Here is a 26,325-nt window from a genome sequence, read left to right as displayed (position 1 = left end):
TTCACTGGGTATGAACACCAAGGCTCAGCCACGTCTGCAATTCAGGACGTTATCATTGCCTGCTGGTTTTCAAAACAGAGAATATTTATAGAGGGGTTGATATCTAATGAATAGAAAAGATGTAGTGTTACGAAACGAAACTGTATCGGATTATAAGACGGTTGAAGAACTGACAAGAGAAGCATTTTGGAATCATCATGTGCCTGGATGTAATGAACACTATCTATTACACATTATGAGAAAGGCTGATGCGTTTATCCCCGAATTGGATATTGTCGCAGAAGTGAATGGGAAAATAGTTGGTAATATCGTTTACACCAAAGCAAAAATTGTTGATGATAACGGTGATTATCATAATGTGATTTCTTTTGGCCCAATTTCTGTTTTGCCTGATTTTCAAGGAAAAGGAATTGGTAGGATTTTAATAGAACATACTACGACATTGGCAAAAGAGCTTGGTTACACAGCAATACTTATTTACGGGGATCCAGATTATTACAGTAGATTTGGTTTTGTTGCTGCAGAAAACTATAAAATTAGAACATCTGACAATATGTATGCAGTTCCACTGCAGGTGCTTGAATTATACCCTAGAGCTTTGTCTAACATAAGTGGTCGTTTCTTAGAAGATGAAATCTATGAGATAGACGAGATGGCAGCTAAAGAATTTGATAAAGGATTTTTACCTAAAGAACTACTCAGTGACCTTCCAACACAAATAAGATTTCGCCAGTTGGTGGAAATGAGGACGCCAATATTATGAGCATAATCTAAACGTCATTGGCATCTTCCGTGTGCAGCATCACATAACGATGCGCTCAAGTTCGCTTTAGCTGTGTGGGGTCATGCCTTCGAAGAAGCCAAAGCACATTTCTGAACCAAGCCAAGTAGGTATAGGTATTATTTACAGGTGGGATTACCGAACCCTATTCGCAAATACCACCAGATTATAACTATAAAGCGAACCACATCCCTTTACTGGGAACGAAGTTCCGCCAAGGGAAAGGGTGAAGCGAGTACGGTTCAAAGATGTCGCAAACACGGGAATGCTATGTGACATCTCTAGGCTAGGTTTATAGGGTATAAAAAAATATATGCCGTAAAATACATGAAATTCGAAATGAAAGCATTTGCTTAATATTAAGTTGCTGAGCCAAATGAATAGGGGGATGGTACCTAATGAATTACCAAGAATGCATAATAGGTTTATGGAATGATATGGATAAGCAGAACTGGAGTAATATAAGTAAATATTTTGATGATGAGGCAATAATTAATTGGAATAATACCAATGAAAGGTTTAATGTACAAGAATTTATTAGAGTTAACGAAGAATACCCAGGGGACTGGAACATTAGAATTGAACGATTAGAATGCATTGATAGCTTAGTAATTTCTGTTGTGAAAGTACAACTAAAAAATGAGGACATATCATTCCACGCAACATCATTTTTCGAGTTTAATAATGAGAAAATTAAAGTGCTGAATGAATACTGGGGAGATGATGGAAAAGCTCCGCAATGGAGAATTGAAAAGCAAATTGGTAGACCAATTACACCAATCTAAAATACTTAATAATTTTTTTAAAAAACGACTTAAATATTTTAAAAAAATGTGACCGAATTTCAAACGACTCTCAGCCCAAACGTCCATGTACCCATGTGAGTATATGGAAGCTTTCGTGCTCACGAGAAATCTTGTTAAGACAGGAGATGTTGTCTTTTAGCAGGCAGCTGTCCGTTAGATGAGTTAGAAAAGCATTTAGAGATTGAAGACTTATATACAATCGAACATTATTTCAAATGTGGATGTGGAAAAATTTATTATACCGGATGTTGCATTCGGGGAAGACCAATACTTGATGTTGTAAATTCATTATCAGGGAATATTAAAATTAAAATTTCGGGACGTCATGGATTGTATTTTGAGGAAACCACCAAGACAGGAAGTTTTATAAAAAGTTATTTAAAAAATGATCAACTTCTAAAAATGCTTTTGGAAGTTGAATAATGAAGAATGCGGAAACGTTGAAGGCAACACAATCGCAATTATGTTGCCTTCGTAAAAAACTATAAAAACATTGATATAACTAAGATAGAAGGTGATCTTACCAATCACCTTCTTATTTTGTTGTTTTTGAATGCAACATATTATATGATATTAATGTAATATGTTGCATCATGAAAAAGGAGGAGTTTCATGCATATCATAGGATTTTTTATATCCGTCATTTTGTTTGCTTTCCTAGGTAGCCTTATTGGGGATGGTGGAATCTATGGGGGCATGGTAGTAGGAGCTTTATTTATTATCTGTGCCCAACTTGGAGAAATCATTCGATTAATGAAGAAGTCAAAATTTATTGATGAGGAGTAATTTGAATGAATACGGTGGAACCCATTCGTGAGAAGAAGAAAATCGATGATATAAAGACGAGGGGAGGTTTCGAGTGTTTCATTAGATAGCATTTGCAATCCAGTATTCACATATAGATTATAAGGCTGCTTAAAAAGCAGCCTTTATCTATCTCCATTTTATTAATTTCTTTTCTAAATAAGCAACCCCTTGGTACATGACTGTAGCCAAAATAGCTAGGATGATCACACTGGTCATAACAAGGTCTAATCTAAATACCTGGCTGCCATAGACAATGAGGTATCCGATACCAGCCCGGGACACCATCAGCTCTCCAACGATAACCCCTACCCAGGAAAGACCTGCATTGATCTTTACGGCACTGACAATGGTCGGAATACTTGCAGGAATGATGACTTTCTGTAGTATCTGCAATCTGGTGGCACCGAAAGTCTGCAGCATTTTTATTTTATCCCCATCAACCTCTTTAAAACCGCTATAAACACCTAGTATCGTTACTACAGTGGATACAGCCATTGTCTTTTGTTACGATACTAGAGTGACATTAGAAATGCTATGGAGAAGGGAACTAAATAATAGGTATAAAACCCCGTTTTAATATATTATAGGCACAAAAACGATCCATTCGTTTACATGCTTTATATAAACAACAAGTTTCTAAATTGTTCTTTAGGGAATAGGTGTTAGATAAAAATTTATATGTAAGATAATACCATTTAGGTATATAATAAGCTTGTATAGGTGGTATTTGCGACACAGTGATGTCAGGAAGTCTGAAAGTTATATACAATTGCCTATTCATTTCAGAGCTGTTTTCTTGGGTCTATAGTATTTAGTTGGGAGCTAATTAAGTCTTGTATCAATTTCGCAAATTGGGGTCACCTAAATTAGTAGGAATTACTGTTAGACATTTTAGGTGTTTCAATACATAATTTCAAGTATAGAAACATTCAGGAGGAGTAAGCAAATGATATCTACTATAACGGCAAAAATTATAAATATTTTACCGGATAAATTTGGCACATACATATCTAAAAAAGCTGTTGATAAATACCTGGAAAAATATGCAAATATAAACATAGAGGGAAGTGAAAACTTAAAGGGAATAAAAACACCAACTATTTTTATATGTAATCATTTAAGCAATTCTGATGGATTAGTTTTAGACAAGGCTTTAAAGGAGATTGATCCAACTTTTGTAGCAGGTGTAAAGCTGTCAAATAATGCTGTTACAAGTATAGGGCTTAATGTGATAAAGACTACAAATATAAAACCTGAAACTTCTGATAAAGAGGGTCTTAAGAAAATTATTACGCTTGTTAACCAAGGTGAAAGTTTATTGATTTTCCCAGAAGGAACTAGAAGTAGAGTTGGTAGTTTGATAGAGGCAAAGAAAGGAATCTTTCTTATAGCAAGAATGACAGGAGCTCCTATTGTACCTATTGGATTATATGGGACAGAAAAACTATTACCTATAAATAAAGAAGGAGATATGAGTGCGGAAACCTTTAATTACGCAGATGTTTATATCAAAATTGGAAAACAATTTGAATTTCCCAAAAGAGAAAAAGAGCAAGATAAAAAAGAGTATGAAGATTTTGCCACAAAATATATAATGAAGAAAATAGGAGAATTATTACCTGAGAATTATAGAGGAGTATATAAATAAGTAGACTGAAAACAGTCTGACTGATTAGGTTTCTAACATCGTTAGTAATCGAAGCCACATAGGCAAGTGGGGACTGTCCCCACTTGCCTATAGGATAAATACTTTCATGAACTGACAAACCCTGCCCTCTTGTCTTGTAAAAACAATAAAAGTGGAAGCATTGGGATAGATTGTAAAAAAATGTATCAAATTGAAGGGAATAGCAGCAAAATGTAGAATAATTTGAACAGGAACTGTTAGGTCGTGAGAGCTCTAAAACGACAGAGGTGTATCCCATGTATCAAATGTTAGCTTGCGCAGAATAAAAAGTCTTTTAGACACCCTGTTGAATAAGTAGAAATTGTAGTGCTCTTCAAGTATTGTAGGTATAAGTATTATTTATAGGTGGTATTTCCGAACCATATTCGCAAATACCACCAGATTATAACTATAAAGCGAACTATGGGATGGGTTCGCGAATCCAATAGTTATATGACAGAAAAGACTAGAAAATTTCCGCTGGCGGTAAGCCTCAAGTAATAAGCAGATATACTGGAAATAGAAAGTGAGTGGGGTTGTTATGGCAAATAATATTAAATATGTCCATACTAATTTAATTGCAAAGGATTGGAAGAAATTAGCTGACTTTTACATACAGGTACTTAATTGCAAACCGGTACCTCCTGAAAGAGATTTATCTGGGAATTGGATAGACAAATTAACTGGAATTCCTGATGTGAAAGTACGTGGAATTCACTTAAGCTTACTTGGATTTGATAACGGTCCAACATTAGAGATTTTTGAGTATTCTCCGGAATCTATTGATACAGATATAAACTATATTAATCGAAAAGGGTTTGGACATATAGCTTTTCATGTAGATTCAGTAGAAGAAATTTTAAAAATAATATTAGCATATGGTGGAAGTCAATTAGGAGAAGTTATAAAGAAAGATTATGGAGAGATTGGAATATTAACAGCAGTTTATGTAACTGATCCAGAAGGTAATTTCATTGAGATCCAAAATTGGAAAAAGTAAAATCAAAAAAGATGTTGTTAGTAATGGTGAGTAATCTCAAAATTGTTGTCTATTGGCGGCTTCCGTCTTTTCCATCATATAACAATGCACTCAAGTTCGCTTTGGCTTTGTTTGGGTCAAGCCTTCGAAGAAGCCAAAGCACATTCCTCAGCCTAAGATAGGAGCTATCTAAGGCTGAGAAACGTCTTGAGTGCGAGGACGTTATGTGCCATCCTTATTAAAGAAAGTGGAGGCAGTAGGTAAAAGCAGATTTGAAAAAAATAGTAATATTAGATTGAAAGTGCAAATTTGAAGTTAAGGATATATATTATGAAAGTACTATACTTTAAGTAAATAGAGTTAAAATAATCAGATTTAGGGGGATATTTAAGTATGCTTAAACAAATACAAACACGAAGAAGCATAAGAAAATATGTTAATAAACCAGTAGAAGAGGAAAAAATAGTTCAGCTACTAGAGAGTGCGAGATTGGCACCTTCTGGTAGCAATACACAGCCTTGGCATTTCATTATAGTAAAATCAGAGTTAAATAGGCAAAAACTAAGTGAAGTATCACATAATCAAAACTGGATGCTTTCTGCCCCAGTTTTCATTGTATGTGTTGCAGATATGCGCTCTAGAATAAAAGAAGATATTGATGTATCAATTGATGAGAGTAGTCCCCATCAGGAACTGAAACAGATAATAAGAGATACAACAATTGCAATAGAGCATATTGTGCTTGAAGCTGAGAATTTAGGCTTAGGGACTTGCTGGGTGGCATGGTTTACTCAAGAAGAAATTAGACCAATTTTAAATATCCCTTCTGACAAATATGTTGTTAGCATTCTCACTGTTGGGTATAGTGACGAAATGCCGAGTGCACGTCCACGCAAAAAACTGGAGGAAATCGTACATAAAGAAAGTTGGTAGCAATATTTAGTTTGCATTATGAAAAAATATATACAGTTAATAAATTAGAAAATAAAAGGCTTAATTTTTTCAATAGGATAGAGATAGCGGACAGTACATAACAAGCCATTCCCACAAGGATGCAAGATGCACGGTCAAGAAGAGAGTCTCTGTAGGCACCGTCACAGAGCAAGGTCAGCACCACACCTTCTCACTGGGTGCAAGCACCGCCAAGGGAGTATTCCTTTGGGGTCCAGTTCGAAGGCGTCGGGAATTGCAGGACGGTCTACGACATATCGTGCAAAGGCTGCGCCGTCCTGGTGTGGATGAAAAACAAAAGTTACAAATTAAGAAGCTAAAGAGAGGATAAAATGAATGCGTTTTTGATAGTGATACCAATTATTCTTATTAGGTATGGTCTTTTAAATGTGATAAACAAAGAAGCACTTAAACGTGCAAGTTTCTTTGCTCCGTTAGTTGGAAGAGAAAAGGTAGCATTCTGGGTTTATCAAATTACAACCGCCTTTATCTTACTATATTTATTACTACTCAAGATCAAAACTGACTCTGTGTGGTTTTACGTAGGTCTGATAATATATAGTTTAGGGCTTATTTTGTATGCTGTATCTATAGTAAATTATGCTAAGCCTAAAATGAACGGAATAAATTTAAATGGGTTATATCAAGTATCACGCAACCCTATGTACGTTGCATATTTTATATATTTCTTAGGGTGTGTGTTTTTAACTCGTTCATGGGTATTGCTTGTGTTATTAATAAGTTTTCAAATATCAGCACACTGGATTATTCTTTCAGAAGAAAGATGGTGTATTAGGAAATTTGGAGAAGAATATATAAAATATATGAATAAAGTAAGACGTTATATTTGATAGATATGATATAACTCAATTATTCAAGTCCCAACTTATCTATAAGAAGGAGAGTGGACTATGAAAATAGCAGTGATTTCTGACATTCATGCAAACGTAGAAGCTTTTAAGGCAGTTATTGACCATATGAAACAACAAGGGGTTGAGAAAGTTATTTTTCTTGGAGATTTAGTAATGAACGGACCCTGCCCCAAGGAAGTATTAACAATGATAAATGATTTGAATCCCATTGTTTGGATAAAAGGAAACACTGATAATTGGTTTGAAGAGATAGATAGCAACTTCAAACCAAATAATGAAAGAGAAGAATATATCTATTCGCTTTATCAGTATGCTAACGAAAGACTAAACAATGAAGAAATAAGAATGTTACTTTCTAAGCCAGAAAAGCAACTGATTGAAATAGAAGGTGTACGAATACTCTGTGTACATGGCTCTCATAAATCAATTTCAGAACCAATAGGTATTATGACACCATTGGTGAATATTGAACAGCTTGTAACGGAGATTGATGCTGATATATTGCTTTGTGGACATACACATATGCCATATTATGCATCGTTTAAGGGGAAGAAAATAATCAATGTAGGAGCTGTAAGTTTATCATTAGACGGAGAGGCAAAAGCTTCTTATGAAATATTAGAAATCAAGCAGAAGAATATAATCTGCACAAGCTTTAAGATAGACTATGATCTGGAAAAAACAATAAATTGTGCTATATTAAATAAATTTCCATATGTTGATTTATATATTAAAAGGCTGAACGAAGCAAAATTCTAGGATTTCCACTAAGTAAGGAATGACATCTAAATGTATAGGAATCAATGTTCTACTTATATATTCCTATATTAGGACTGTGGTTGTACACATGATGTGATAGGAGATACTATGTTGGCGTGTAAGGAACACTAACACTAGATATACTTATATTTGCTGCATCTGGCTGCCGTAGCATGAATGTTAATTCTTAAAGCAAGCAAGGACCGTCCCGAATTGCCGCTGCTATTGATAGGCAGGGTAATCTAATTATGGCATTATTATGTAAAGGTAGAATGACACATCAAGAATTAGAGAGGGTCTATGAAGGTCGCATAGGGGATAACTCTATATTTTGCACGGATAGTCATAAGAGTTATGTTCAATTTGCCAAAGACTTTTCATTGGAACACAAGCGTATAAAAAGAGGAAAACATAAAGAAGGGATATACCCTATTCAACATATTAATGCTATACACAGCAAATTTAAAAAGTGGATGGATAGGTTTAATGGTGTTGCAACTAAATATATTAGTAATTATATGTACTGGTTCAAATGGCTACGATTATTTGAAAATGATAAAAAAATAGTTAAAAGCAAGAACTTTATAGTACAGTGCAATGTAGCCCGTGCTTATACAAAAATATCAGATTTTAAAAAGAGAAAACCAGCATTTGTATAATTATATACATTTTAGAAAATAACGTTACAATTAGTATACCTTTATACTTTCAAAGGTCATATAAAGGTATCGAGATTTTGTTAGGAGTGATTTTTTGAAAAGGGCAATAATTTTATTTCCAAGTTTCGATAATATTAATATTATTAAAAGTATAAGAGAAAAGTATGACCCACTTGCAAACTGCATTGCCCCACATATCACTATTGTTTTTCCATTTGACAGTGATATATTAACAGATGATTTGAAATTGCATTTTAATAAGGTGTTAAAAGGAATAAAAAAGTTTAATGTTCAATTAAAGGATTTTACAGGGGACTTTAGAGATGGGTATTTGTTTCTTAATGTAAAGAAGGGAAATGACAATATAATTGAACTGCATGATAAATTATACAGTGGAATATTAGAGAGTTTTTTATTTAGGAAAGTAACGTATTGCCCTCACTTAACTGTCGGTAGATTACATCAACAGATTGAGTTTGATAAAGCACTTGATGAATTAAGTTGTTATGACGAAAGTTTTGAAACCGTAATTGATAAAATATATATAGAAAATATTGATATTATTGAACATTCTACAATTGAATTCTCATTTGATTTAGAATAAATTTTTCATATAAGGGAAGCCATAAATGATATATTATCAACATTATTTTAAAACATAGCCATGAAATAAAATAAATGGTTAAATGAAATATCACGCATAGACTGCCTTGTCGTGTGACGGGTATAAAGGGAAAATAGCTCTATAGAAAAATTAAGTGAGCTAAATAATAGATATGGGGGATTTTCATTGAAAGTTATATTGGGCGCAGGGCAAACAAGATTTGATGGATGGATGGCAACACAAGAAAGTGAATTAAATCTTCTTTCAATAGATGACTGGAAAAGAATGTTTTTACCGGAGAGTGTAGATGCTTTTTTGGCTGAACATGTGTGGGAACATCTTACGCTTGAACAAGGGATTGAAGCAGCAAAGAATTGTTATGCGTACTTGAAACCCGGTGGATATTTAAGATGTGCGGTACCGGACAAGAATTTCAGAAATGAATGGTATCAAAACATGGTACAGGTTGGGGGGCCTGGACCAACTGACCATCCAGCAGCAACCCATAAGATTGTTTATGATTGGGAAACTTTTGCGAGTGTGTTTGAAAATGTAGGATTTGAAGTCAAATTACTTGAATATTGTGATGATTATGGTGACTTTCATTATATATATTGGAATGAAGCTGATGGCAAGATTGGAAGATCATTTAGATTTGATACAAGGAACTCAGTTGAGAAGTTAAGGATGATTTCATTAATTATTGATGCAAAGAAGCCATTAGTAATAAAAAGCGGTTTGTAGGGTATTATTTCAAGATAGCCACATCCATGTGGCTATTGCTTTGCAGAAAAAATGGCATATCACAGAACACCGCATGCTTACTACACCGCTTCGTCGGTTCCGGGAATGCATGCCGTTGCATTGGTTGTTTTTGATAAAAATGAAATCGGAAATGGATTTTGGGAATCTGTTGGATTCTTAAGGCGTGATGACTTAGTTTATAGAAATAGAATCATAAACGATAGAAATTTGTAGTTAGTAAAACCTGTAAAGACGTGGGGACGTTTCGATTGTCTTGCTATTTAATGTCTTTAGTTCAATGGTTCAAACATGAATTCCATTTTATATTATTATCTGCTTTAAGTAATTAAGTAGAAGGCTGCTTGAAAAAGCAGCCTTTACCTATCTATCTCCATTTCATCAATTTCTTCTCTAAATAAGCAACCCCTTGGTACATAAACGTAGCTAAAATAGCTAGGATAATCACACTGGTTATAACCAAATCCAGTCTAAATACTTGGCTACCATAGACGATGAGGTATCCGATCCCAGCACGGGATACCATCAGCTCTCCAACGATAACCCCTACCCAGGATAGACCTACATTGATCTTTACGGCACTGACAATTGTAGGAATACTGGCAGGAATGATAACTTTCTGTAGGATTTGTAGCCTAGTGGCACCAAAGGTTTGCAGCATTTTTATCTTATCGCCATCAACCTCTTTGAATCCTCCATAAACGCCAAGTATCGTTACGACAATGGATACAGTCATTGTCTTTTGTTACGATACCATAATAGAGTCAGAGATTTTACAAATAACTGGGCAACTATTAATAAAAAATGCAATAATATATATTGATGTCTTATAATCATGAAAATAAAGATTAGACGAGTGGTCTACCTTCCTAAGAAAGTTTTTGATTTGATTTTCTACAGAGAATACTAGATGAGAAAAATACAAAGAAGATTATAAGGTTTTTTTTGGAATATACGCTAGAAGAATTATATTTTTACCTTGCAGGAAATACCAAAACTATATAGAAATATTTGATTCAATAGTATATCAATGATTGATAATATAAAATATGAATCTATGATGTTGGTGAGGAAGTGGAAAATGTGAGAGTTTCTGTAGTGCATGGAAGTCAGCGAAATGGGAATACGGAAAAAACGATTGAGATTGTCAAAGAGAAATTGAATTCCTTTGGAGAACATGAATTTATTGACTTCTATTTGCCAAAAGATTTACCTTCGTTCTGTAGTGGATGTTTCCTGTGTCTTGATAAAGGCAATTATGGAGGTGAGTATTGCCCCCATGCTAAACATACCCATCCTATTTTAGAAGCAATGAAAAGCTCAGATGGTTTAATTATAGCCTCACCTGTTTACTCTTTAGCTGAAACTGGGCAAGTTAAAGTTTTTTTGGATCATTTTGGATGTATTTTTATGAGCCATAGACCATTGGCGGAAATGTTTTCTAAGACTGCCCTTATAATATCAACAACCGCTGGTACAGGTACCAAACATGTAATAAAACCAATAGAAAGAAGCTTAAGTTACTGGGGAATTCCGAAGGTATATAAATGTGGCTTAACTCTTTGGGAAAAAAATTGGAGTGAAATGCCGTCTGAAAAACAAGCTAAATATAGAGTACGTCTAGAGAATAAGGCATCTGACTTTCATTATTCAATGGAACGTAAAAACAAGCGTATTCCTTTAAAAATGAGAATCTTATTTAGGATGTTTAGAAATCTCATGAATAGCTATCCTGATGGTCATCAAGATAAAGAGTACTGGAGAGAAAAAGGTTGGTTACAGGAAAAACGACCATGGAAAGATACTCTAATAAATTCTAATATTGAAAGCATATGACGAGATATATGAAAGACACTTTTGCAGCACAACGCCTAATCGGCATATAAGAAAGATTATTTGTTAAAGTAAAATGTGGATATGAGAGAAATGCCAAGCGTATATCTATTACTCGATAAGTTTCCTCAAGCCTACGGAGGCGTATCTACAGAATATATACCATAAGGAATGGGATTTTCATATTTTTTCATAATCAAGCACCTAAAATCAATGAACTAAAATGGATAAAAGGGGGGTGATAGTATGTATAAAAAAGTATTGATTATATGTAGATCAGTCCATCATAATAATACTTTAAGTATTGCGAAGGCTATAGGAGAAGAATTGAATGCAGAAATCATCAAACCGAGTGAGTTTAATAACAAAACTATTTCTGATTATGATTTGATTGGATTTGGCTCAGGAATATATAATGGTAAACACCATCAAAGCATATTAAATCTTATTGATGAGTTAAAGGCTCAAAATCATAAGCATACTTTTATCTTTTCGACTTCGACGATCCCTGTTGAGGCAATGCATAAAAACTTAAAGAAAAGTTTAATAGCAAAAGAATTTCAAATAGTGGGAGAGTATTATTGCAAAGGCTTTATGAACTATAGTTTTACCAAACACTTAGGAGGTTTCAATAAGGGTAGACCGAACGATAAAGATTTAGAAAAAGCTCGGGACTTTGCTAAAAAGCTCATGAATAATAATATGTAAACTATTAAACAGATCAATGGAGCGTAGAGGTACTAGGATATAGAAGAAACGCAATGATAAAAGATAAAGGACGGATAAAACGTTGGGGATTATAGTGCTAGTACCCAATGTTTTTTATCTTTACTACATGATTCTTTTCTCAAAATATGCACCCCTTGGTACATGATAGTGGATAGGACTGCTAGGATTATATCGCTGGTCATAATCAAGTCCAGTCTAAATACCTGACTACCGTAAACGATTAAGTAGCCGATATTCTAAATTGTTTATAAGGGAATAATTTATTGAATTAAATTTTTAGTGTAAAATAATACCATTTAGTCGTATAATATTCTTGTTAGGCGATGCTTACGAAAACATAATGTCGATAAGCTGAAAGTTATCGGATACTGGTGAATGCAGATTTCAAAAGTTTTTGATAAATGATTGGAGAACAAATTTATGAAATTTAATTTTTATCTATAAGTGGTGTTGGAGGCAGACTGATTAAGGCTTACTATAATGCAGAGACAGATTCTATTCTCCAAAAAGCTGATCAAATCAGTTTAGTTTACCCACAGGAGAAGGATTGCAGGGCTGTTGTAGTTGAGGTTGGGCGTGATGTAGACGGAGAATATTTAATCTTATTTCCATTATATCAAGGGAGCATATATACAGGTGAAGTTGCACAAAAGATATTTTATCTGTTTATGGATATTGGCCTTCGTTTCATGATGATATTATCAAAGAAGTTACGCTAGGCATTGATGGTATTGCAATGAATATTCTTATGCAATCGAAACCGGAAGATGTTGAGAAAGAGTGCATGGTTAAGCTAAAATTTTTAGGAGTAGAGGATATGAATTTGGAAGGTTGGTACTCATGCAATATTGTTTTGGATATTGAATTTGAATATGAGAGAGAAAATATAAAGTCCATGATTTGCGCCAGTCTAGGACTGACTGGTTGTATTGTTTCAAAGAGTATGTCTGCAGAGATTAAATTCTTCTAAAGAGATTTTTGTGTATGGGCATAGAGAATAACGTCCGATAACAATATACAATATAGTTCCAACAATTCCACCGGCTCAAGGAAGTTGCAAATGCAAAATGCTCAATGCAACACATTAGTAATTCTGTTACACAAGCAAATATCTCAAAGCAATACCAAGAACTTTTAATATATTAAAATCAGTATTGCACTGTTATGTATTATTACAGAGATTATTTATACTTTACGTTAATTGGGGGGATACACATATGAATATCATTTTTGAATTAGGAAAAGTAAGTGATATTGATGAATTAGAGCAGCTTTATAACGATTTGAATGATCATTTAGCAAAGGGAATAAACTATCCTGGATGGATAAAGGGGATATACCCTATTCGACAAAATGCAGTAGAGGGAATTAAAAATGGTAATCTCTATGTCGCAAAACATAATGGGAAAATTGTTGGCTCTGTTATTTTAAGTCATGAACCTGTACCTGCATATCATACAGTTAAGTGGGAGTTTGAATCTGATTATTCAGATGTTTTTGTTATATATACATTCGTAGTTCACCCACAATTTTTAAAATGTGGTGTAGGAAAAGCATTAATGGACTTTTCTATTGAACACAGTGTTAAGTCACACGCTAAGTCAATTAGATTGGATGTTTACGAAGGAAATATCCCTGCCATTCATTTGTACGAAAAATGTGGTTTTAAATATATTGATACAGTTGACTTGGGCCTTGGAAATTACGGGTTAAATTGGTTCAAACTATATGAAAAATTACTATAAGATAATGAACGTAAGCTTCTCATAATTTATTCTAACATTATGAGTACGAATGCAACACAATGTAAATTATGTTGCGTTATGAAAAAGGAGGAGTTTCATGCATATCATAGGATTTTTTATATCAGTCGCTTTGTTTACTTTCCTAGGTAGCCTTGCTGGAGATGGTGGAATCGAATCTATGGAGGCATGGTAGTAGGAGCTTATTTATTATCTGTGCCAAACTTGGAGAGATCATTCGATTAATGAAGAAGTCGAAATTTATTGATGAGGAATAATTTAGAGGGATAAGGTGGAACCCATTCGTGATAAGAAGACCGATGCTATAAAGATGAGCGGTCGCTTCGTGCATACCCTTAAATAGTATTTTCAACCCAGTATTCCAATATAGATTATAAGGCTGCTTGAAAAAGCAGCCTATTCCTATCTCCATTTCATTAATTTTTTCTCTAAATAAGCAACCCCTTGATACATGACCGTAGCTAAGATGGCTAAGATGATGACACTGGTCATAACCAGATCCAGTCTAAACACCTGACTACCATAGACAATGAGGTATCCTATACCAGCCCGGGATACCATGAGTTCCCCTACGATAACCCCTACCCAGGATAACCCTACATTGATCTTTACTGCACTTACGATTGTCGGAATACTGGCAGGAATGATGACTTTCTGTAATATCTGCAGCCTTGTGGCACCAAAGGTTTGCAGCATTTTGATTTTATCGCCATCAACCTCCTTGAATCCCCCATAAACACCAAGAATCGTTACGACAATGGATACAGCCATTGCTGTAACGATAATTCCTGTGATGCCTGCACCTGCCCAGAGGATGATGATGGGGGCTAGTGCTGTTTTCGGCAATGCATTTAGGACTACCATATAAGGGTCCAGCACTTCTGAAACAAAATCTGACCACCATAGGAGGATCGCTATTAATGTTCCAAAGATTGTACCGGCGACAAACCCAACCACTGTTTCGAAGGTACTAATCGCCACATGGCGATAAAGAGAACCGTCCGCTATCAGTCTGAGAAAAAGATTCCACATCTGTGACGGGTAGCTTGTAAGAAATGTATCAACGAGTTTTGTTCTGGCTGCAATCTCCCAAAATGCAAAAAAAACTACCAGCAAGGAAACCTGAGTGATGATGACCGCCCTTTTCCTTTTTTTCACTTTGCATAGAAATTCATGATGCTCTGCAGAGACTCCCGGATATTTTTTTTCCATCTCATTAATACACTTGCCGTTATTTAACATGTATATCGAGCTCCTTCCATATGGTATTAAAATAATGTCTGAATTCAGGAGCTTCCCTAGAAGTCAACGGTGTTCTTTCAACATCTAGGGTTAATTTAATTTCATGGATGCTTTTAATGGTTGCGGGTCTTTTGCTCAGTACGATTACACGATCGGACATGCTAATGGCTTCTGAAATGTCATGAGTTACCATAATCGCTGTCTTGCCTTCCTTTTTTAAAATTTTTCCGATTTCATCAGCTACGGCAGAGTTTATAATGTCTGAAACAAAAATATAACGGGCAGACACAATGGCCTGCCCATACAAGGAAATATATATTTTATTGAGACACATTGACGATGTGAAATTCTTTCACCATCTCATCAAACCTTACGCCATGGCCTTCCGCTGCTTCCAGGAAATAGTGCTGCGTAATGATGAAGCTTCCCTGACTTCCATTAGATACTACATATACTTTTATAATGGCACTATCCCAGTTCTGGCCATCTATACCCCTAACAACCCAACCATTAATCGGTTCATTTACCTGCTGCGGCGCATAGACCTTCTCAAACTTATCTCTAATCTGTGCGTCCAGGTCTTTTATGATATCCTCCGGAGCTCTATCGGCTACTTGTTCAATTTCCATGGAAACTTCAGGGAAATTTCCTTCAACTGGAGTTTTCATAACAATTCTATCTTTATCCTTTCCTTCTATGAATGCATATCTTTCTTCATCGATATAAATTACATATTGGGATTTACTTGGCTGCTGCAGATTAACATTGGTTTTCTCCTTATTGCCTTCGATTTCCTGAGTGATCTGTTTCTGAGGTGCAAACAATTCTTTGATTTGATCAATGACTGCATGTCCCATCTCAGTTTGTGCGCCAATAAATAGCAGGACTGCTGCAGCAGCTGCCGCGATAAATGCTGTATGGCGATTTTTTTTCTTTGGTTTCATAACTTTTAGTTCCCCCTTTGTTTTTTCAGTGAACAGTTCTTTTTCAATATGATTCCATACATCCTGTCTGTCTGCTTGTGTAATCTTTGTACCATTTTCTAAAGCCTTTTTGATTTGATCGTCCAGATTATTCATATTTTTCCCTCCCATTCTCGATAGTTTCCAGAGCAGCTTTAAGTTTTTCTCTCCCTTTATAGAGGCGGGACTTAACTGTATTTAGATTTAAATCTAAAATATGGGCAATTTCTTTTTCTGCAAAGCCTTGCAAATATTTTAAAACCACGGGAATGCGATAGAGATCTTCTAAAGATAAAATCATTTCATGCAAATCACTAAAGGTTTCTTTTGCTACTGGATCAATCATGACATCTTCCAGTAAAGGAGGATCTACCAATAGCAATGCAGATCCTTTTTTCAGTATGCGATTGCATTCATTGATTAAAATTCTATAAAACCAGGGTTCAAAAGGCTTATTGATATCATAGCTTGAAAGATTAAGATAAACGCGGATAAATGCTTCTTGTACTGCATCTTTTGCCGTTTCTTTATTCCTGGTAATTGCGGCTGCGGAACGAAGTGCCCTGTCAAAATGTTCATCATACAACTGCTTAAAGGCTTCCTTGTCGCCGTTTATGATATTCTGTATAACCCCTTTGTCCATTATTCCTTTCACTTCCTCTCTGCTTTGCCTTAGTTACCCTGTTCACTTATACATACCCGCCAAAAAGTCAAAAAGTTTTTTGTGGGCGCGAATATTTATAAAAGTATGATTGGAAATATTTGTTATAGTATTGATTGAATCACTCATTTTTAAAATCTGGATTGAGTCTATTCAAAAAAATAGGATTATTCTCGTAGAGTGAGTTGGGGAGGCATTTTCTTATATAATGAGACAGAGCGCAGGAAGCCGGTGGTAATTTTGCGTCGTTCCTGGCAGGTAGCAAATTTCCATATTTGGTGAAAATCATAAGCATTCTTTTTTAGCATTTCCATTGTCACAGATTTGGCCCTAACCGTCTTACTTTGGTTTTCTATGATGGCAATTTGCTTTTGAAGTTCATTTTCTCTATGGGTAACTGCTTCGATTCGTTTTTCAATCTCATCCAGTGAAAAGCTGCCTTTTCCATAGGCATCATACCAGCGCAGCCGTTCATGATCTACCTGAACTAATTCTTTTTTAAGCACTTCAATATCGCCCTCAAAATCTCTAGTGCTTATGTCTTTCAGATATCGTTCGATCTCGCGATCTAATGCTGCATAGTCTTCTTTTTGATACTTTAATTGTGCTAAGATGTATTCTTCCAAGTCTTTACTGTTTTTATAGCCTAAACTGCAATGTGGGGCAGTACGCATATGGTCAGGACTTCCATGGTAGGTATAGCAGGTATAATAGCGTGTTCCTTGCATCTTGCGCTCAAAAACCTTTGCGCCGCATTCTCCGCAGCAGAGGATGCCACCTAAGAGAGAAGAAGAGGGTTTGCGCCAGTTTTGGCCCCTTTCTGCAATGATTGCCTGTGCCGATGAAAAAAGATCTTTCTCGATAATCTTCGGGTGTACGCCCTGAAATACTTGATTTTTATAGGGCATCATTCCTGCATAGAGAGGATTGGTTAAGTAGGTGCGAATCTTAGAGGGTGAAAAGGGGCGGTTTTGCTTACTTTTGTATCCTTGTCGGTTTAACCTGTTGGCGATTGCATTCATGCCCATTCCATCAAGGTAATATTGAAAGATTTTTCGAATGATCAAAGCTTCATATTCATTGATGACGAGCTGTTGGTCGATGTAGTCATAGCCTAAAGGAACCGGACCGCCGCGCCATTTGCCTTGACGCGCTTGCTCTCTTTTGCCCAGGCGGGCACGTTCTGTAATACTTTCCCGTTCAAGCTGGGCAAATACAGCGATGATTCCCAGCATGGCTTTTCCAAAGCTGAGGGTAGTGTCGAAGTTTTCCAGTGTTGAAACAAAGCCAACCTGATTGGGCTCAAATATATCCTCGATTAGATGCAAAACATCTTTTTGAGAACGGGATAGACGGTCAAGCTTATAAACCAATACGAGATCAAAATTATTAATATGGCTCAATAGCCGCTTAAGTGCCGGACGATTCAGATTTTTGCCTGAATAGCCTTCATCGATATAGATATCCTGGATTTGCCAGTCTTTTGACAGGCAAAAGGCTTTTAGCTTTTCTTGCTGGGCAGAGATCGAATAGCCTTCTTTGGCTTGTTCTTCAGTGCTTACCCGTATATATACAGCTGCTTTTTTCATGATGATCACCTCTTGCATTATTATATTTGAGTAAATTAGGGAACATGCAAAATGGATTTCTGGCGCAATCCTTTATAGGGGTGGAATATGTTGGTAGTTTTAGACTATAATAAGAGCATGGGGAATACCTGTGAAGCGGGTGGCAGGATAGATAGATCCCTCTTGATGAAGTGGATCAGAAAGGTGTAAGCGTATGATTTTTGGAGATGGTTTACTTTGGAAGTTAACATTACTAACGATTATTATTCATTTGGTAGATACGCTGTCTTATTCGGTTCGGTTAAATTCAGTAAAAAGCGGGCAATTTGCCCTGTCTTTGTCCCTCTTTAATCTGATCGTATTGGTATCCAGAACCGCAAATACCTTTCAAGGGCCTTTGATTGGAAAGATGATCGATACGAGCATTCAGTTCCGCTATGATCCATTATTGGAAATCCGAACTGTAATCGCAGGATCGACCATAGGTACGGTTATTGGAATTTTGATGGTACCGACTTTTTTAAAGATTTTTTCCAAAGCGGTAGCAAAGCTGGAAGCAGTTGGCTCTGTACCCGCTATTGTGGTTCAGGCACTGAGTATTGGTAATATTCGAAGAATCGCCGGAAGTACGGTAAAACCTTCCAGGAGCATGCTGCATGGGTTACGGTTTAAGAATATTCCAAAGAGACTGCTGCTGCTCAATGCCTTCATTACAGGGATATATGCTATTGGTGTCCTGGCTGCTTATTATGCAGCTATCTATGTTCCGGAAAATCGGTTGGCTGCTGCCGGTTCATCAGGCATGATCAATGGGATTGCCAGTATTCTATTGACGATGTTCATCGATCCAAAGGCAGCGATTATTACAGATGAAGCCTATCGTGGAAAACGACAGTATGGAGATGTGAAGGCGCTGGTGATTATTTTAATCGGAACAAAGTTTCTGGGAACGCTTTTAGGCCAGGTGCTGCTAGTGCCTGCAGCAAAGCTCATAGCAACTTTTTATCTGTAGCATCTTTATAAAGTGTGGAATAAGAGGTTTATTTCCTACAAATTCTAATATGAAAGAGAAACTCTCTTTTGGGAAGGACTGCGCTTATGAACACTTATCTCATGATTGCTTTTCGTATTGTGTCGATTATGCTTTTACTTTTGGCATCTACGCTGCTTATTATGGGGAAAAGGCCGATTGGGGAGTTGCCGGTATTTGACTTATTGACCTTGGTCGTTATGGGTTCTATTGTAGGGGCAGATATCGCCCAGCCTGAAATTAAACACTTGCCTACAGCCTTTGCTGTTGTAGTCTTAGCAGTTATGCAGAGATGTATAAGTTTTTTAATTGTTAAGAGTACAAAAGCACGAAGGATGATAACCTTTGAACCCACTATTGTAATACAGGATGGGCAGATTTTATTAAAGAATTTGAAGAGCGTGCACTATACAGTTGACGACCTACTCATGCTCCTACGGGAGAAAAATGTATTTACACTCAATCAAATTGATTTTTGTATTGTGGAGGCCAGCGGAAATATCTCTGTACTCAAGAAAGCTCCCTATGAGACACCGACTGTTCAAGAATTAGGGGTTTCAACTGGAAAAGAGAGAGGTTTGCCTTTGGCAGTTATTTTGGAAGGAAAATTTCAAAGAAAGAATATGATGCAGCTTAATAAAGAGGAAGAAGAAATTATAAAGTATATTCGTATGTTTGGCTATAGTCGTCCGGAAGAGATTTTTGTTGCCCTGATGGACCCGTACGGACAGCTTCATATATCGCCTTATGAGAAATAGGCAAAAAGGGCGGAAGTTATGCATCCTTCTGCCCTTTTTGCTGTTGTTCTTTATTTTCTTTTGTATCAGGGACACCCCGCTTTCCTACAGCGATCTCATAAGCAATCTGTACAATTGTTTTTAAGGCTTCTTTTTTCATCACATCCATATAACAAACTATGATTAGATCAAGATTTATAGAACAAGCAAACATTATATCTTCTGCCACAGCCAATTTTGTCTGGTAGTCCAATGCTGTAAAAGGCTCATCCAGCAGCAGAAGATCCGGTTCGACAGCCAGTGTTCTAATGAGGGCTACCCGTTGACGCATACCCCCTGATAATTGGCTGGGATAGTAGTGCTTGAATTCACCCAAGCCATAAAGTTCTAACAATTTCTCCGCTTTTGCCTTTGTTTGGGGATTTAATTTATTTTGAATCTCTAACCCGATCAAAACATTGTTTAAGATCGTACGCCATTCAAATAGATGATCTTTTTGAAACATGTAACCAATAGATTTATTTGGTTCGCTTACTGCTTTTCCGTTTACCACTACCTTGCCCGATGAAGGCGTGATCAATCCCGATATGATCGATAAGGCAGTTGATTTTCCACAGCCGCTCGGACCTACAATGATTACTATTTCGCCCTTATATACATTAAAGGATAAATCCTTGATTGCTAATGTTTCACCATCTAATGTGTGATAATTCATAGAAACATTTTCGATCTCTACAACCTTTTCAACTGTCATAGCTTATCCCTCCCATGCTGTAGGTTCAATATAATTTCATAGTATTCTATACAAAAAATATATGTGCTTGATTCGACAAGTTAAAATACAATAGATGCTTATTTGATAAAGGTGTGTGACTGGAAAGTTTAATATATCACTTTGCAGTCAATTTTGATAGGGACATACTGGCGGAATCTAAGAAATTTTCAAAAAATTTATTGTGATTGCAGGAATATTAACATTCATGTAAGAAATAGTATAGGAGAAAACAAGAGGGGGGTTTTGTATGACAATAGAGGATAAGGTAGTGAATCAGGAAATCAATAAAGCAGTGCTGAAAAAAATAATCAGAGATTTCATAAGTTGTGCCGAAAACCTTTTAGATGCAGAGAAAATCACCCAAATACAGTATCATGAATTGGTAGATCAGAAAATGGAGTTTTTAAAAATGTGCAAATAACTTGAATGATGAAACGAATATATTGTATTGAAGAGCGAAAAGGATATATAATGGGTAGTAGGATTATTCAGTAATAACGAAATGTGACAGATATGGCGGTGTATACATTGAACAAGAAGAATATTGTTGAGAATCACAAATTTGTACATATCTTAAAGGGTTTATATAAATCAATGGAAAGAGAATGGGATATTAAAGCCCATCAGTATGACTTAACCAATGCCCATCAGCATGTCCTTTGGATTCTTTATCTTGAAGATGGAATGAAACTCTCTGAGTTGGCAGCAAGGGGACTTTGGAATTTATCTACAACCCATGATATCGTAAATCGCATGGTGAAAAAGGGCTTGATCAGCAAGGAAAAGGATATTCGAGACGGCAGGATTACCAGGATATATATTACAGAACTAGGGGTTCAACAAAGAAATGCGATGAGATCAGATTTAGAAAAGTCAGAGGTTTTTCGTTTGATGAAAGCATTTCATAAAATGGAAGAACAAGATCAGGAAAAGCTTCAAGAACTGATTTTAACTTTATCGAGGGAAGTACTGGATGCTGAGTATATGAAATACATGGAAATTTCCAGTCAACAGTTAGAAAAAGAATCCTAAAGTAAAATAAAAGATTTATCTATGGGGGTCATAGCTTGATAGATTGGGCAATTAAAAAATTTCATAAACGTTCATTTTTATATAATTGCCTTTGGACTGCCTTTGGGTTGGTTGTTCTATCCTATATTTTGTATAGTGGTTATGTAGCACAGGATGATTATCATAAATACTTTAAACCGCAGCAATATAGTTATAACCAATTTTTGAAAAAAGCACAATTATTACAAACGGAAATACATAATGGCATGAACCTTTTAGAATCCATAAATGAGGCAGATAAAACGGAGGAAATCAAGGGTGAGATTTTATCTAAAATAAGTGAATTGCAGCATGCCAGCATGCAGACAAAAAACGAGATGATCAAGGTATATGGACATCAGGAGCCTGCGATTAGAGAAGATGTGAAGCGTGTTCATGAAAAAATGGTACAGATGATGGATCTTTACTTTACCGGATATGAAGCGCTCAAGGAAGGAATCATGGAAGATGATCAAAAAAAATTGCTGCGATTTGTAAAAGATTGGGACCGGATTAATAGTCAAAAACAAATGGTGGATCAAATGATCGCAGATTTATGGAAAACAAGGAAAGCGAATATCCAAATAATAAAATGAGTTAAAGGAAGGAAGCCTTTAACTCATTTTATTATTTTAGTGGAGATTTGTTAGTCTATGACCGGAGATTCTGTTTACCACTAGAGCAATCGCACCGTCACCGGTAACATTGGCAGCAGTACCAAAACTATCCTGTGCCAGATATAAAGCAATCATCAAGGATGTAAGGGTTGGTGAAAAATTCAGCATGGTCTCGAGCAAGCCCAAGGCAGCCATAATGGCTCCGCCAGGCACTCCCGGTGCAGCTACCATAGTGATCCCAAGCATCAAGATAAAGGGAAATACAGATGAAAAAGTAGTCGTCATACCATTGAGCATCATAACGGCCATGGCACAACTTACCAGTGTAATGGTACTGCCAGAGAGATGGATCGTTGCACAAAGGGGTACAACAAAATCGGCTACCCCGTCTTGAATCCCATTTACTTTTGTTTGTTTCAGGGTTACAGGTATTGTTGCAGCAGAGGATTGGGTACCAATAGCTGTAAAATAAGCAGGAAGCATATTTTTAAGCAGCCTGAAAGGATTTCCTCCAGCAACCGCAGCACCAATAATGTATTGAAGTACAATGATGGTAATATGTAGCAGAATGATCATCACAAATACACGGGCAAAAACTGACATGATGGTTGCTACCTGTCCAGCATAGGTCATATTCGCAAAGATCCCAAATATATGATAGGGAAGGAGTGGGATGATAATATTTGTAATGAGTTTTTCAATGATCCCTTGAAATTCATTCATGAAGTTTCTTATCGTATTGCCCTGTGTGACTGCAATGCCCAATCCAAGAACAAAAGCAATTAGCAATGCGGACATGACCGCCATAATAGGGGGCATATCGATTCGAAAGAAAGGTTCTACCAGTGCTTCTTCAGGATTTGCGGCATCTATTGCCATCTGACCTACCTGAAGCACATTTGGCAATACGATGGAACTGGTGAAATAAGCAATTGTGCCTGAAAAAATAGTAGAAAAATATGCGATCCCTGCTGTGACGGCCAAGAGCCTCCCTGCACCTGTACCCAATTCACCAATACCAGGTGCAACAAAACCAATGATGATCAGTGGAATAGAGAAGCCCAAGAACTTACCAAAAATCGCATTAAAAGTAGCAAAGATACCGATAATTTGAACCGGCGCGAAACTGCCAATGAGAATACCTAATACAATGGCTAAGATGAGCTTAGGCAGTAAACCTAATTTTATCATTTGTAATACCTCCTTAATTAAATTGATGGCTTTCGCTTATTATGCCACAGTAAAAAATCTTTATGTCTTTTATTGGACCCTATTTCAGACTTATAGACTAGGATGCCCAATAAAAAGTATTAATAATCATAAGAAACAACTTGAGATTTCTGCTATAAAATGCTACCCTAAATGTGACTTTCCAATTTTGAATGGATGAAATCTTTGGAAGATAATTAATTTTATCAGGATAAATATTGTATAGAGAAGGGTGAAAAGAAATGGAAAGAAAATATATCCAATTTGCATGTTCTCTGGACTGCTTTGATGGTTGTGCGTTTACAGCAGAAGTGTTGGATGGAGAAGTCGTTCGAATTGAGGGGAACCAAGAACATCCCCTGACGAAGGGATATGTATGTAAAAAGGGTGCTCAACATTTGGAGCGGATGTATCATCCGGAAAGAATCTTGCGCCCATTAAAAAAAGTAGGAACCAAATGGCAGGAGATCAGCTGGGATGACGCTTTAGAGGAGATTAGTGATAAGTTAAAAGATATAAGATCCAAGGACAACACTTTATCCGTACTCCATTACTATGACTCAGGATACGGTGGCATAAGTAAGATGGTGGATAAAATGTTCTTTAACTATTATGGGAGCATCACTGTACCAAGAGGAAGCTTATGCTGGGGTGCAGGTATTGCTGCTCAACAGTATGATTTTGGAGAAAGCCGGGGACACCATCCGAGGGATCACTTGCATGCAAAGACCATTCTGCTGTGGGGAAGAAATCCACACAATACAAACATTCATTTAATGGAGTATCTAACACAGGCAAAAAAACAGGGTACAAAGATAGTTTTGATAGATCCGATACAGACAAAGTCTGCACAGGTTGCTACTGAGCATATTGGCGTCAAGCCGGGAACCGATGGCGCACTAGCCCTGGGAATGGCACACTGTTTGATTGAACAGGATATGGTGGATCATGAATTTATTCATAATCATGTGATTGGTTATGAAAATTTTAAAGACTATGTAAAGACTTTTACACCAGGGAGAGTGGCAGATATCACTGGGGTTGATGCAGATACGATTTACCGCTTGGCAGCGTACTATGGAAAGGATAAACCCTCCTGTATCATATTAGGCTATGGATTGCAGCGGTACAGCAATGGTGGCAATACGGTTCGCTGTATTGATGCATTAGGTGCTATAACCGGAAATATCGGTATTTCTGGAGGGGGTGTTAATTATGCAAATAGATTGCTTGCTGATTATATTGGAGGAGAAGTGCCTAAAAGTGCAGCAACTGGTAAAAAACACAGAAGCTTCAGCAGAGCTTTTTTTGGACAGTATCTCGAAGAAGAAAATGAGTTTCCGATCAAAGCTGTATTTGTCACAAAGGCAAACCCACTGGTGCAAGGGCCAAACTTAGAGAGGATGATTCGTGCTTTTAAAAAGATCGAATATAAAGTGGTATTTGATATGTTTATGACAGATACGGGGAAACAGGCTGATTTATTCATACCTTGTACCCATGTGATGGAGGAAGATGACATCTTTTTATCTTCGATGTTTACCCCTTATTTAAACTATTCTCAAAAAGCCGTAGAGCCAAGAGCAGGAATCATAGGGGAATATGAGTTCTTTAGAGCATTGGCGAAAAAAATGGATCTGGAGCAGTATCCGGATATAGAGAAGGATGAATTTTTGAGAAGGGCAGTAAAACCTCTAGAGGACGCTTTTCAAATAACCTTTGAGGATTTGAAAAAAACATTTTTTACCATACCTTATCGGGAAATAGCTTGGTCGGAAAGAAATTTTTCTACGCCTTCAGGGAAATACGAGCTCTATTCACGACAGGCAGAGCAGGATGGTCTTAGCCCACTGCCACAATATATTCCAGCTATGGAAGGAGCAATTGAATATCCACTTCGCCTGATAACGCCGCATCCAAAGGATTCGCTCCATTCTCAGCACTTTGCATTTAAAAATAAAATGCCAAATGTTTACATAAATGAGGCTACAGCGAATAAATATGGCTTAAAGCAAGGGGATTTCGCAAAAATTACTACAAAGCAAGGAAGCTTGCTTGTAAAGGTAGAGATTGACAACAATGTGGGAATAGATTTACTGATGATTTACGAAGGCTGGTGGCATCAAAGCGGCTCTGTTAACCTTCTGACAGAAGCACTTATCTCCGATATGGGGGAACAAGCTGCATATTATGATTGTTTCTGCAATATTAAACCGGAAGCATTATAGAAACAGGCGAATAGCCTGTTTTTTATATAATAGGAAAGTTTTACTTTTCTATTATATAAAAAATAGGGGTTGTAGGGGATGAAATCCCCTGCCGTACTAAGGAGGGTGCTCAGACTGCGATAGCAGTCGTCGAAGGGAACCTAGGGTTTCCTAGCGAAAGCGTCGGAGACGCTCTTTTTAGTGATAATGATGATAATCAAAATCAGGTAGTATTGAGATTAAGCTCAAATATATTATCAATTGATAATATATCCCATGATAATTAAAAATGAAAA

The 26,325-nt window shown here is 36.5% G+C and carries 30 protein-coding genes and 1 pseudogene; 22 read left to right on the top strand and 9 right to left on the bottom strand.

Annotated elements, in window-relative coordinates; translation table 11 throughout:
- Positions 1-106 precede the first annotated feature (106 nt).
- From Gferi_RS04830 to Gferi_RS27970, 3 genes are all read left to right on the top strand, one after another.
- A complete protein-coding gene (locus Gferi_RS04830; RefSeq protein ID WP_069974502.1) occupies positions 107-763 on the top strand; it encodes a GNAT family N-acetyltransferase in 657 nt (218 codons plus the stop codon).
- A 416-nt stretch (positions 764-1,179) separates the two neighbouring features.
- Positions 1,180-1,566: a hypothetical protein gene (locus tag Gferi_RS04825; RefSeq protein WP_069974501.1), complete on the top strand. Its 387-nt coding sequence runs from the start codon at positions 1,180-1,182 to the stop codon at positions 1,564-1,566.
- A 633-nt stretch (positions 1,567-2,199) separates the two neighbouring features.
- Positions 2,200-2,373 carry a hypothetical protein gene (locus Gferi_RS27970; RefSeq protein WP_156782325.1) on the top strand — a complete coding sequence of 58 codons (174 nt, stop codon included), beginning with the start codon at positions 2,200-2,202 and terminating at the stop codon, positions 2,371-2,373.
- Positions 2,374-2,520: 147 nt separating this feature from the next.
- On the opposite strand, the gene Gferi_RS04820 is transcribed toward Gferi_RS27970, so the two are convergent.
- Positions 2,521-2,889 carry an ABC transporter permease gene (locus Gferi_RS04820; RefSeq protein ID WP_083273378.1) on the bottom strand — a complete coding sequence of 123 codons (369 nt, stop codon included), beginning with the start codon at positions 2,887-2,889 and terminating at the stop codon, positions 2,521-2,523.
- A 451-nt stretch (positions 2,890-3,340) separates the two neighbouring features.
- Between Gferi_RS04820 and Gferi_RS04815 the strand changes: the two genes are divergently transcribed.
- The 9 genes and pseudogenes from Gferi_RS04815 to Gferi_RS27965 all read left to right on the top strand — a co-directional run bounded on the left by Gferi_RS04815 (position 3,341) and on the right by Gferi_RS27965 (position 9,862).
- Positions 3,341-4,042: a lysophospholipid acyltransferase family protein gene (locus Gferi_RS04815; RefSeq protein WP_069974500.1), complete on the top strand. Its 702-nt coding sequence runs from the start codon at positions 3,341-3,343 to the stop codon at positions 4,040-4,042.
- A gap of 559 nt (positions 4,043-4,601) precedes the next feature.
- Entirely contained in the window at positions 4,602-5,060 is a 459-nt protein-coding gene (locus tag Gferi_RS04810; RefSeq protein ID WP_069974499.1) for a VOC family protein, read from the top strand.
- Between the two features lie 372 nt (positions 5,061-5,432).
- Positions 5,433-5,972 carry a nitroreductase family protein gene (locus tag Gferi_RS04805; RefSeq protein ID WP_069974498.1) on the top strand — a complete coding sequence of 180 codons (540 nt, stop codon included), beginning with the start codon at positions 5,433-5,435 and terminating at the stop codon, positions 5,970-5,972.
- Positions 5,973-6,322: 350 nt separating this feature from the next.
- A complete protein-coding gene (locus Gferi_RS04800) occupies positions 6,323-6,841 on the top strand; it encodes a methyltransferase family protein (protein ID WP_069974497.1) in 519 nt (172 codons plus the stop codon).
- Between the two features lie 60 nt (positions 6,842-6,901).
- Positions 6,902-7,621, top strand: a complete 720-nt coding sequence (locus tag Gferi_RS04795; protein WP_069974496.1) for a metallophosphoesterase family protein — start codon at positions 6,902-6,904, stop codon at positions 7,619-7,621.
- Positions 7,622-7,833: 212 nt separating this feature from the next.
- Positions 7,834-8,280: pseudogene (locus Gferi_RS27475) on the top strand (IS1595 family transposase); the annotation flags it as partial.
- Between the two features lie 94 nt (positions 8,281-8,374).
- The gene (locus Gferi_RS04785) at positions 8,375-8,884 is read left to right on the top strand and encodes a 2'-5' RNA ligase family protein (RefSeq protein WP_069974495.1); all 510 of its coding nucleotides are present in this window, start codon (positions 8,375-8,377) and stop codon (positions 8,882-8,884) included.
- 186 nt (positions 8,885-9,070) lie between these two features.
- Positions 9,071-9,628, top strand: coding sequence for a class I SAM-dependent methyltransferase (locus tag Gferi_RS04780; RefSeq protein WP_069974494.1), 558 nt, complete (start codon positions 9,071-9,073; stop codon positions 9,626-9,628).
- A 51-nt stretch (positions 9,629-9,679) separates the two neighbouring features.
- Positions 9,680-9,862 (top strand): hypothetical protein, encoded by a 183-nt coding sequence (locus tag Gferi_RS27965; RefSeq protein ID WP_156782324.1) that lies wholly within the window; start codon positions 9,680-9,682, stop codon positions 9,860-9,862.
- 151 nt (positions 9,863-10,013) lie between these two features.
- On the opposite strand, the gene Gferi_RS04775 is transcribed toward Gferi_RS27965, so the two are convergent.
- Positions 10,014-10,382, bottom strand: coding sequence for an ABC transporter permease (locus Gferi_RS04775; protein ID WP_083273377.1), 369 nt, complete (start codon positions 10,380-10,382; stop codon positions 10,014-10,016).
- A 347-nt stretch (positions 10,383-10,729) separates the two neighbouring features.
- Between Gferi_RS04775 and Gferi_RS04770 the strand changes: the two genes are divergently transcribed.
- The 4 genes from Gferi_RS04770 (at position 10,730) to Gferi_RS04755 (ending at position 13,953) form a co-directional block, all read left to right on the top strand.
- The gene (locus Gferi_RS04770; RefSeq protein WP_069974492.1) at positions 10,730-11,482 is read left to right on the top strand and encodes a flavodoxin family protein; all 753 of its coding nucleotides are present in this window, start codon (positions 10,730-10,732) and stop codon (positions 11,480-11,482) included.
- A 243-nt stretch (positions 11,483-11,725) separates the two neighbouring features.
- The gene (locus Gferi_RS04765) at positions 11,726-12,187 is read left to right on the top strand and encodes a flavodoxin family protein (protein WP_069974491.1); all 462 of its coding nucleotides are present in this window, start codon (positions 11,726-11,728) and stop codon (positions 12,185-12,187) included.
- 676 nt (positions 12,188-12,863) lie between these two features.
- A complete protein-coding gene (locus Gferi_RS04760; RefSeq protein ID WP_083273376.1) occupies positions 12,864-13,178 on the top strand; it encodes an Imm50 family immunity protein in 315 nt (104 codons plus the stop codon).
- 247 nt (positions 13,179-13,425) lie between these two features.
- Positions 13,426-13,953: a GNAT family N-acetyltransferase gene (locus tag Gferi_RS04755; protein ID WP_069974489.1), complete on the top strand. Its 528-nt coding sequence runs from the start codon at positions 13,426-13,428 to the stop codon at positions 13,951-13,953.
- Positions 13,954-14,373: 420 nt separating this feature from the next.
- On the opposite strand, the gene Gferi_RS04750 is transcribed toward Gferi_RS04755, so the two are convergent.
- From Gferi_RS04750 to Gferi_RS04730, 5 genes are all read right to left on the bottom strand, one after another.
- Positions 14,374-15,213 carry an ABC transporter permease gene (locus Gferi_RS04750; RefSeq protein WP_236932695.1) on the bottom strand — a complete coding sequence of 280 codons (840 nt, stop codon included), beginning with the start codon at positions 15,211-15,213 and terminating at the stop codon, positions 14,374-14,376.
- Positions 15,203-15,502 (bottom strand): hypothetical protein, encoded by a 300-nt coding sequence (locus Gferi_RS04745; protein WP_330389587.1) that lies wholly within the window; start codon positions 15,500-15,502, stop codon positions 15,203-15,205. The genes Gferi_RS04750 and Gferi_RS04745 overlap by 11 nt, the downstream gene beginning before the upstream one ends.
- A gap of 31 nt (positions 15,503-15,533) precedes the next feature.
- Entirely contained in the window at positions 15,534-16,292 is a 759-nt protein-coding gene (locus tag Gferi_RS04740) for a hypothetical protein (RefSeq protein ID WP_069974487.1), read from the bottom strand.
- On the bottom strand, positions 16,285-16,830 hold the full coding sequence (locus Gferi_RS04735; RefSeq protein ID WP_236932694.1) for an RNA polymerase sigma factor: 546 nt from the start codon (positions 16,828-16,830) through the stop codon (positions 16,285-16,287). The genes Gferi_RS04740 and Gferi_RS04735 overlap by 8 nt, the downstream gene beginning before the upstream one ends.
- Before the next feature lie 173 nt (positions 16,831-17,003).
- A complete protein-coding gene (locus Gferi_RS04730; protein ID WP_069974485.1) occupies positions 17,004-18,425 on the bottom strand; it encodes a recombinase family protein in 1,422 nt (473 codons plus the stop codon).
- Positions 18,426-18,618: 193 nt separating this feature from the next.
- Here Gferi_RS04730 and Gferi_RS04725 point away from each other — a divergent pair, with 193 nt between their 5' ends.
- Both Gferi_RS04725 and Gferi_RS04720 read left to right on the top strand, forming a co-directional pair.
- On the top strand, positions 18,619-19,416 hold the full coding sequence (locus Gferi_RS04725) for a lipid II flippase Amj family protein (RefSeq protein WP_069974484.1): 798 nt from the start codon (positions 18,619-18,621) through the stop codon (positions 19,414-19,416).
- A gap of 86 nt (positions 19,417-19,502) precedes the next feature.
- Positions 19,503-20,192, top strand: a complete 690-nt coding sequence (locus Gferi_RS04720) for a DUF421 domain-containing protein (RefSeq protein WP_069974483.1) — start codon at positions 19,503-19,505, stop codon at positions 20,190-20,192.
- A 16-nt stretch (positions 20,193-20,208) separates the two neighbouring features.
- Here the strand turns inward: Gferi_RS04720 and Gferi_RS04715 are convergent, their stop codons facing one another.
- A complete protein-coding gene (locus tag Gferi_RS04715) occupies positions 20,209-20,925 on the bottom strand; it encodes an ABC transporter ATP-binding protein (protein ID WP_083273374.1) in 717 nt (238 codons plus the stop codon).
- Positions 20,926-21,193: 268 nt separating this feature from the next.
- On the opposite strand from Gferi_RS04715, the gene Gferi_RS27960 reads away from it, so the two are divergent.
- The 3 genes from Gferi_RS27960 to Gferi_RS04705 all read left to right on the top strand — a co-directional run bounded on the left by Gferi_RS27960 (position 21,194) and on the right by Gferi_RS04705 (position 22,592).
- Positions 21,194-21,367 carry a hypothetical protein gene (locus tag Gferi_RS27960; RefSeq protein WP_156782323.1) on the top strand — a complete coding sequence of 58 codons (174 nt, stop codon included), beginning with the start codon at positions 21,194-21,196 and terminating at the stop codon, positions 21,365-21,367.
- 107 nt (positions 21,368-21,474) lie between these two features.
- Positions 21,475-21,978, top strand: a complete 504-nt coding sequence (locus Gferi_RS04710) for a MarR family winged helix-turn-helix transcriptional regulator (protein ID WP_069974482.1) — start codon at positions 21,475-21,477, stop codon at positions 21,976-21,978.
- A 35-nt stretch (positions 21,979-22,013) separates the two neighbouring features.
- The gene (locus Gferi_RS04705) at positions 22,014-22,592 is read left to right on the top strand and encodes a hypothetical protein (protein ID WP_069974481.1); all 579 of its coding nucleotides are present in this window, start codon (positions 22,014-22,016) and stop codon (positions 22,590-22,592) included.
- A gap of 36 nt (positions 22,593-22,628) precedes the next feature.
- Here the strand turns inward: Gferi_RS04705 and Gferi_RS04700 are convergent, their stop codons facing one another.
- On the bottom strand, positions 22,629-23,804 hold the full coding sequence (locus Gferi_RS04700) for a dicarboxylate/amino acid:cation symporter (protein ID WP_069974480.1): 1,176 nt from the start codon (positions 23,802-23,804) through the stop codon (positions 22,629-22,631).
- A 260-nt stretch (positions 23,805-24,064) separates the two neighbouring features.
- Between Gferi_RS04700 and Gferi_RS04695 the strand changes: the two genes are divergently transcribed.
- Positions 24,065-26,050: a molybdopterin-containing oxidoreductase family protein gene (locus Gferi_RS04695; RefSeq protein WP_069974479.1), complete on the top strand. Its 1,986-nt coding sequence runs from the start codon at positions 24,065-24,067 to the stop codon at positions 26,048-26,050.
- Positions 26,051-26,325: the final 275 nt, after the last annotated feature.

The sequence above is a fragment of the Geosporobacter ferrireducens genome (genome assembly GCF_001750685.1).
Lineage (GTDB): Bacteria > Bacillota > Clostridia > Peptostreptococcales > Thermotaleaceae > Geosporobacter > Geosporobacter ferrireducens.
The sequence above is the reverse complement of the archived record's forward strand: the minus strand, read 5'-3'. Positions and strand labels throughout refer to the sequence as shown.

What these genes read in the sequence shown, in the direction of transcription:
- Gferi_RS04730 (WP_069974485.1), bottom strand. Translation starts at nt 18,425, where the DNA reads ATGAAAAAAGCAGCTGTATATATACGGGTAAGCACTGAAGAACAAGCC.
- Gferi_RS04810 (WP_069974499.1), top strand. Translation starts at nt 4,602, where the DNA reads ATGGCAAATAATATTAAATATGTCCATACTAATTTAATTGCAAAGGAT.
- Gferi_RS04700 (WP_069974480.1), bottom strand. Translation starts at nt 23,804, where the DNA reads ATGATAAAATTAGGTTTACTGCCTAAGCTCATCTTAGCCATTGTATTA.
- Gferi_RS04775 (WP_083273377.1), bottom strand. Translation starts at nt 10,382, where the DNA reads ATGACTGTATCCATTGTCGTAACGATACTTGGCGTTTATGGAGGATTC.
- Gferi_RS04825 (WP_069974501.1), top strand. Translation starts at nt 1,180, where the DNA reads ATGAATTACCAAGAATGCATAATAGGTTTATGGAATGATATGGATAAG.
- Gferi_RS04765 (WP_069974491.1), top strand. Translation starts at nt 11,726, where the DNA reads ATGTATAAAAAAGTATTGATTATATGTAGATCAGTCCATCATAATAAT.
- Gferi_RS27970 (WP_156782325.1), top strand. Translation starts at nt 2,200, where the DNA reads ATGCATATCATAGGATTTTTTATATCCGTCATTTTGTTTGCTTTCCTA.
- Gferi_RS27965 (WP_156782324.1), top strand. Translation starts at nt 9,680, where the DNA reads ATGGCATATCACAGAACACCGCATGCTTACTACACCGCTTCGTCGGTT.
- Gferi_RS04755 (WP_069974489.1), top strand. Translation starts at nt 13,426, where the DNA reads ATGAATATCATTTTTGAATTAGGAAAAGTAAGTGATATTGATGAATTA.
- Gferi_RS27960 (WP_156782323.1), top strand. Translation starts at nt 21,194, where the DNA reads ATGACAATAGAGGATAAGGTAGTGAATCAGGAAATCAATAAAGCAGTG.
- Gferi_RS04820 (WP_083273378.1), bottom strand. Translation starts at nt 2,889, where the DNA reads ATGGCTGTATCCACTGTAGTAACGATACTAGGTGTTTATAGCGGTTTT.
- Gferi_RS04815 (WP_069974500.1), top strand. Translation starts at nt 3,341, where the DNA reads ATGATATCTACTATAACGGCAAAAATTATAAATATTTTACCGGATAAA.
- Gferi_RS04720 (WP_069974483.1), top strand. Translation starts at nt 19,503, where the DNA reads ATGAACACTTATCTCATGATTGCTTTTCGTATTGTGTCGATTATGCTT.
- Gferi_RS04830 (WP_069974502.1), top strand. Translation starts at nt 107, where the DNA reads ATGAATAGAAAAGATGTAGTGTTACGAAACGAAACTGTATCGGATTAT.
- Gferi_RS04800 (WP_069974497.1), top strand. Translation starts at nt 6,323, where the DNA reads ATGAATGCGTTTTTGATAGTGATACCAATTATTCTTATTAGGTATGGT.
- Gferi_RS04715 (WP_083273374.1), bottom strand. Translation starts at nt 20,925, where the DNA reads ATGACAGTTGAAAAGGTTGTAGAGATCGAAAATGTTTCTATGAATTAT.
- Gferi_RS04695 (WP_069974479.1), top strand. Translation starts at nt 24,065, where the DNA reads ATGGAAAGAAAATATATCCAATTTGCATGTTCTCTGGACTGCTTTGAT.
- Gferi_RS04795 (WP_069974496.1), top strand. Translation starts at nt 6,902, where the DNA reads ATGAAAATAGCAGTGATTTCTGACATTCATGCAAACGTAGAAGCTTTT.
- Gferi_RS04805 (WP_069974498.1), top strand. Translation starts at nt 5,433, where the DNA reads ATGCTTAAACAAATACAAACACGAAGAAGCATAAGAAAATATGTTAAT.
- Gferi_RS04725 (WP_069974484.1), top strand. Translation starts at nt 18,619, where the DNA reads ATGATTTTTGGAGATGGTTTACTTTGGAAGTTAACATTACTAACGATT.
- Gferi_RS04750 (WP_236932695.1), bottom strand. Translation starts at nt 15,213, where the DNA reads ATGTTAAATAACGGCAAGTGTATTAATGAGATGGAAAAAAAATATCCG.
- Gferi_RS04740 (WP_069974487.1), bottom strand. Translation starts at nt 16,292, where the DNA reads ATGAATAATCTGGACGATCAAATCAAAAAGGCTTTAGAAAATGGTACA.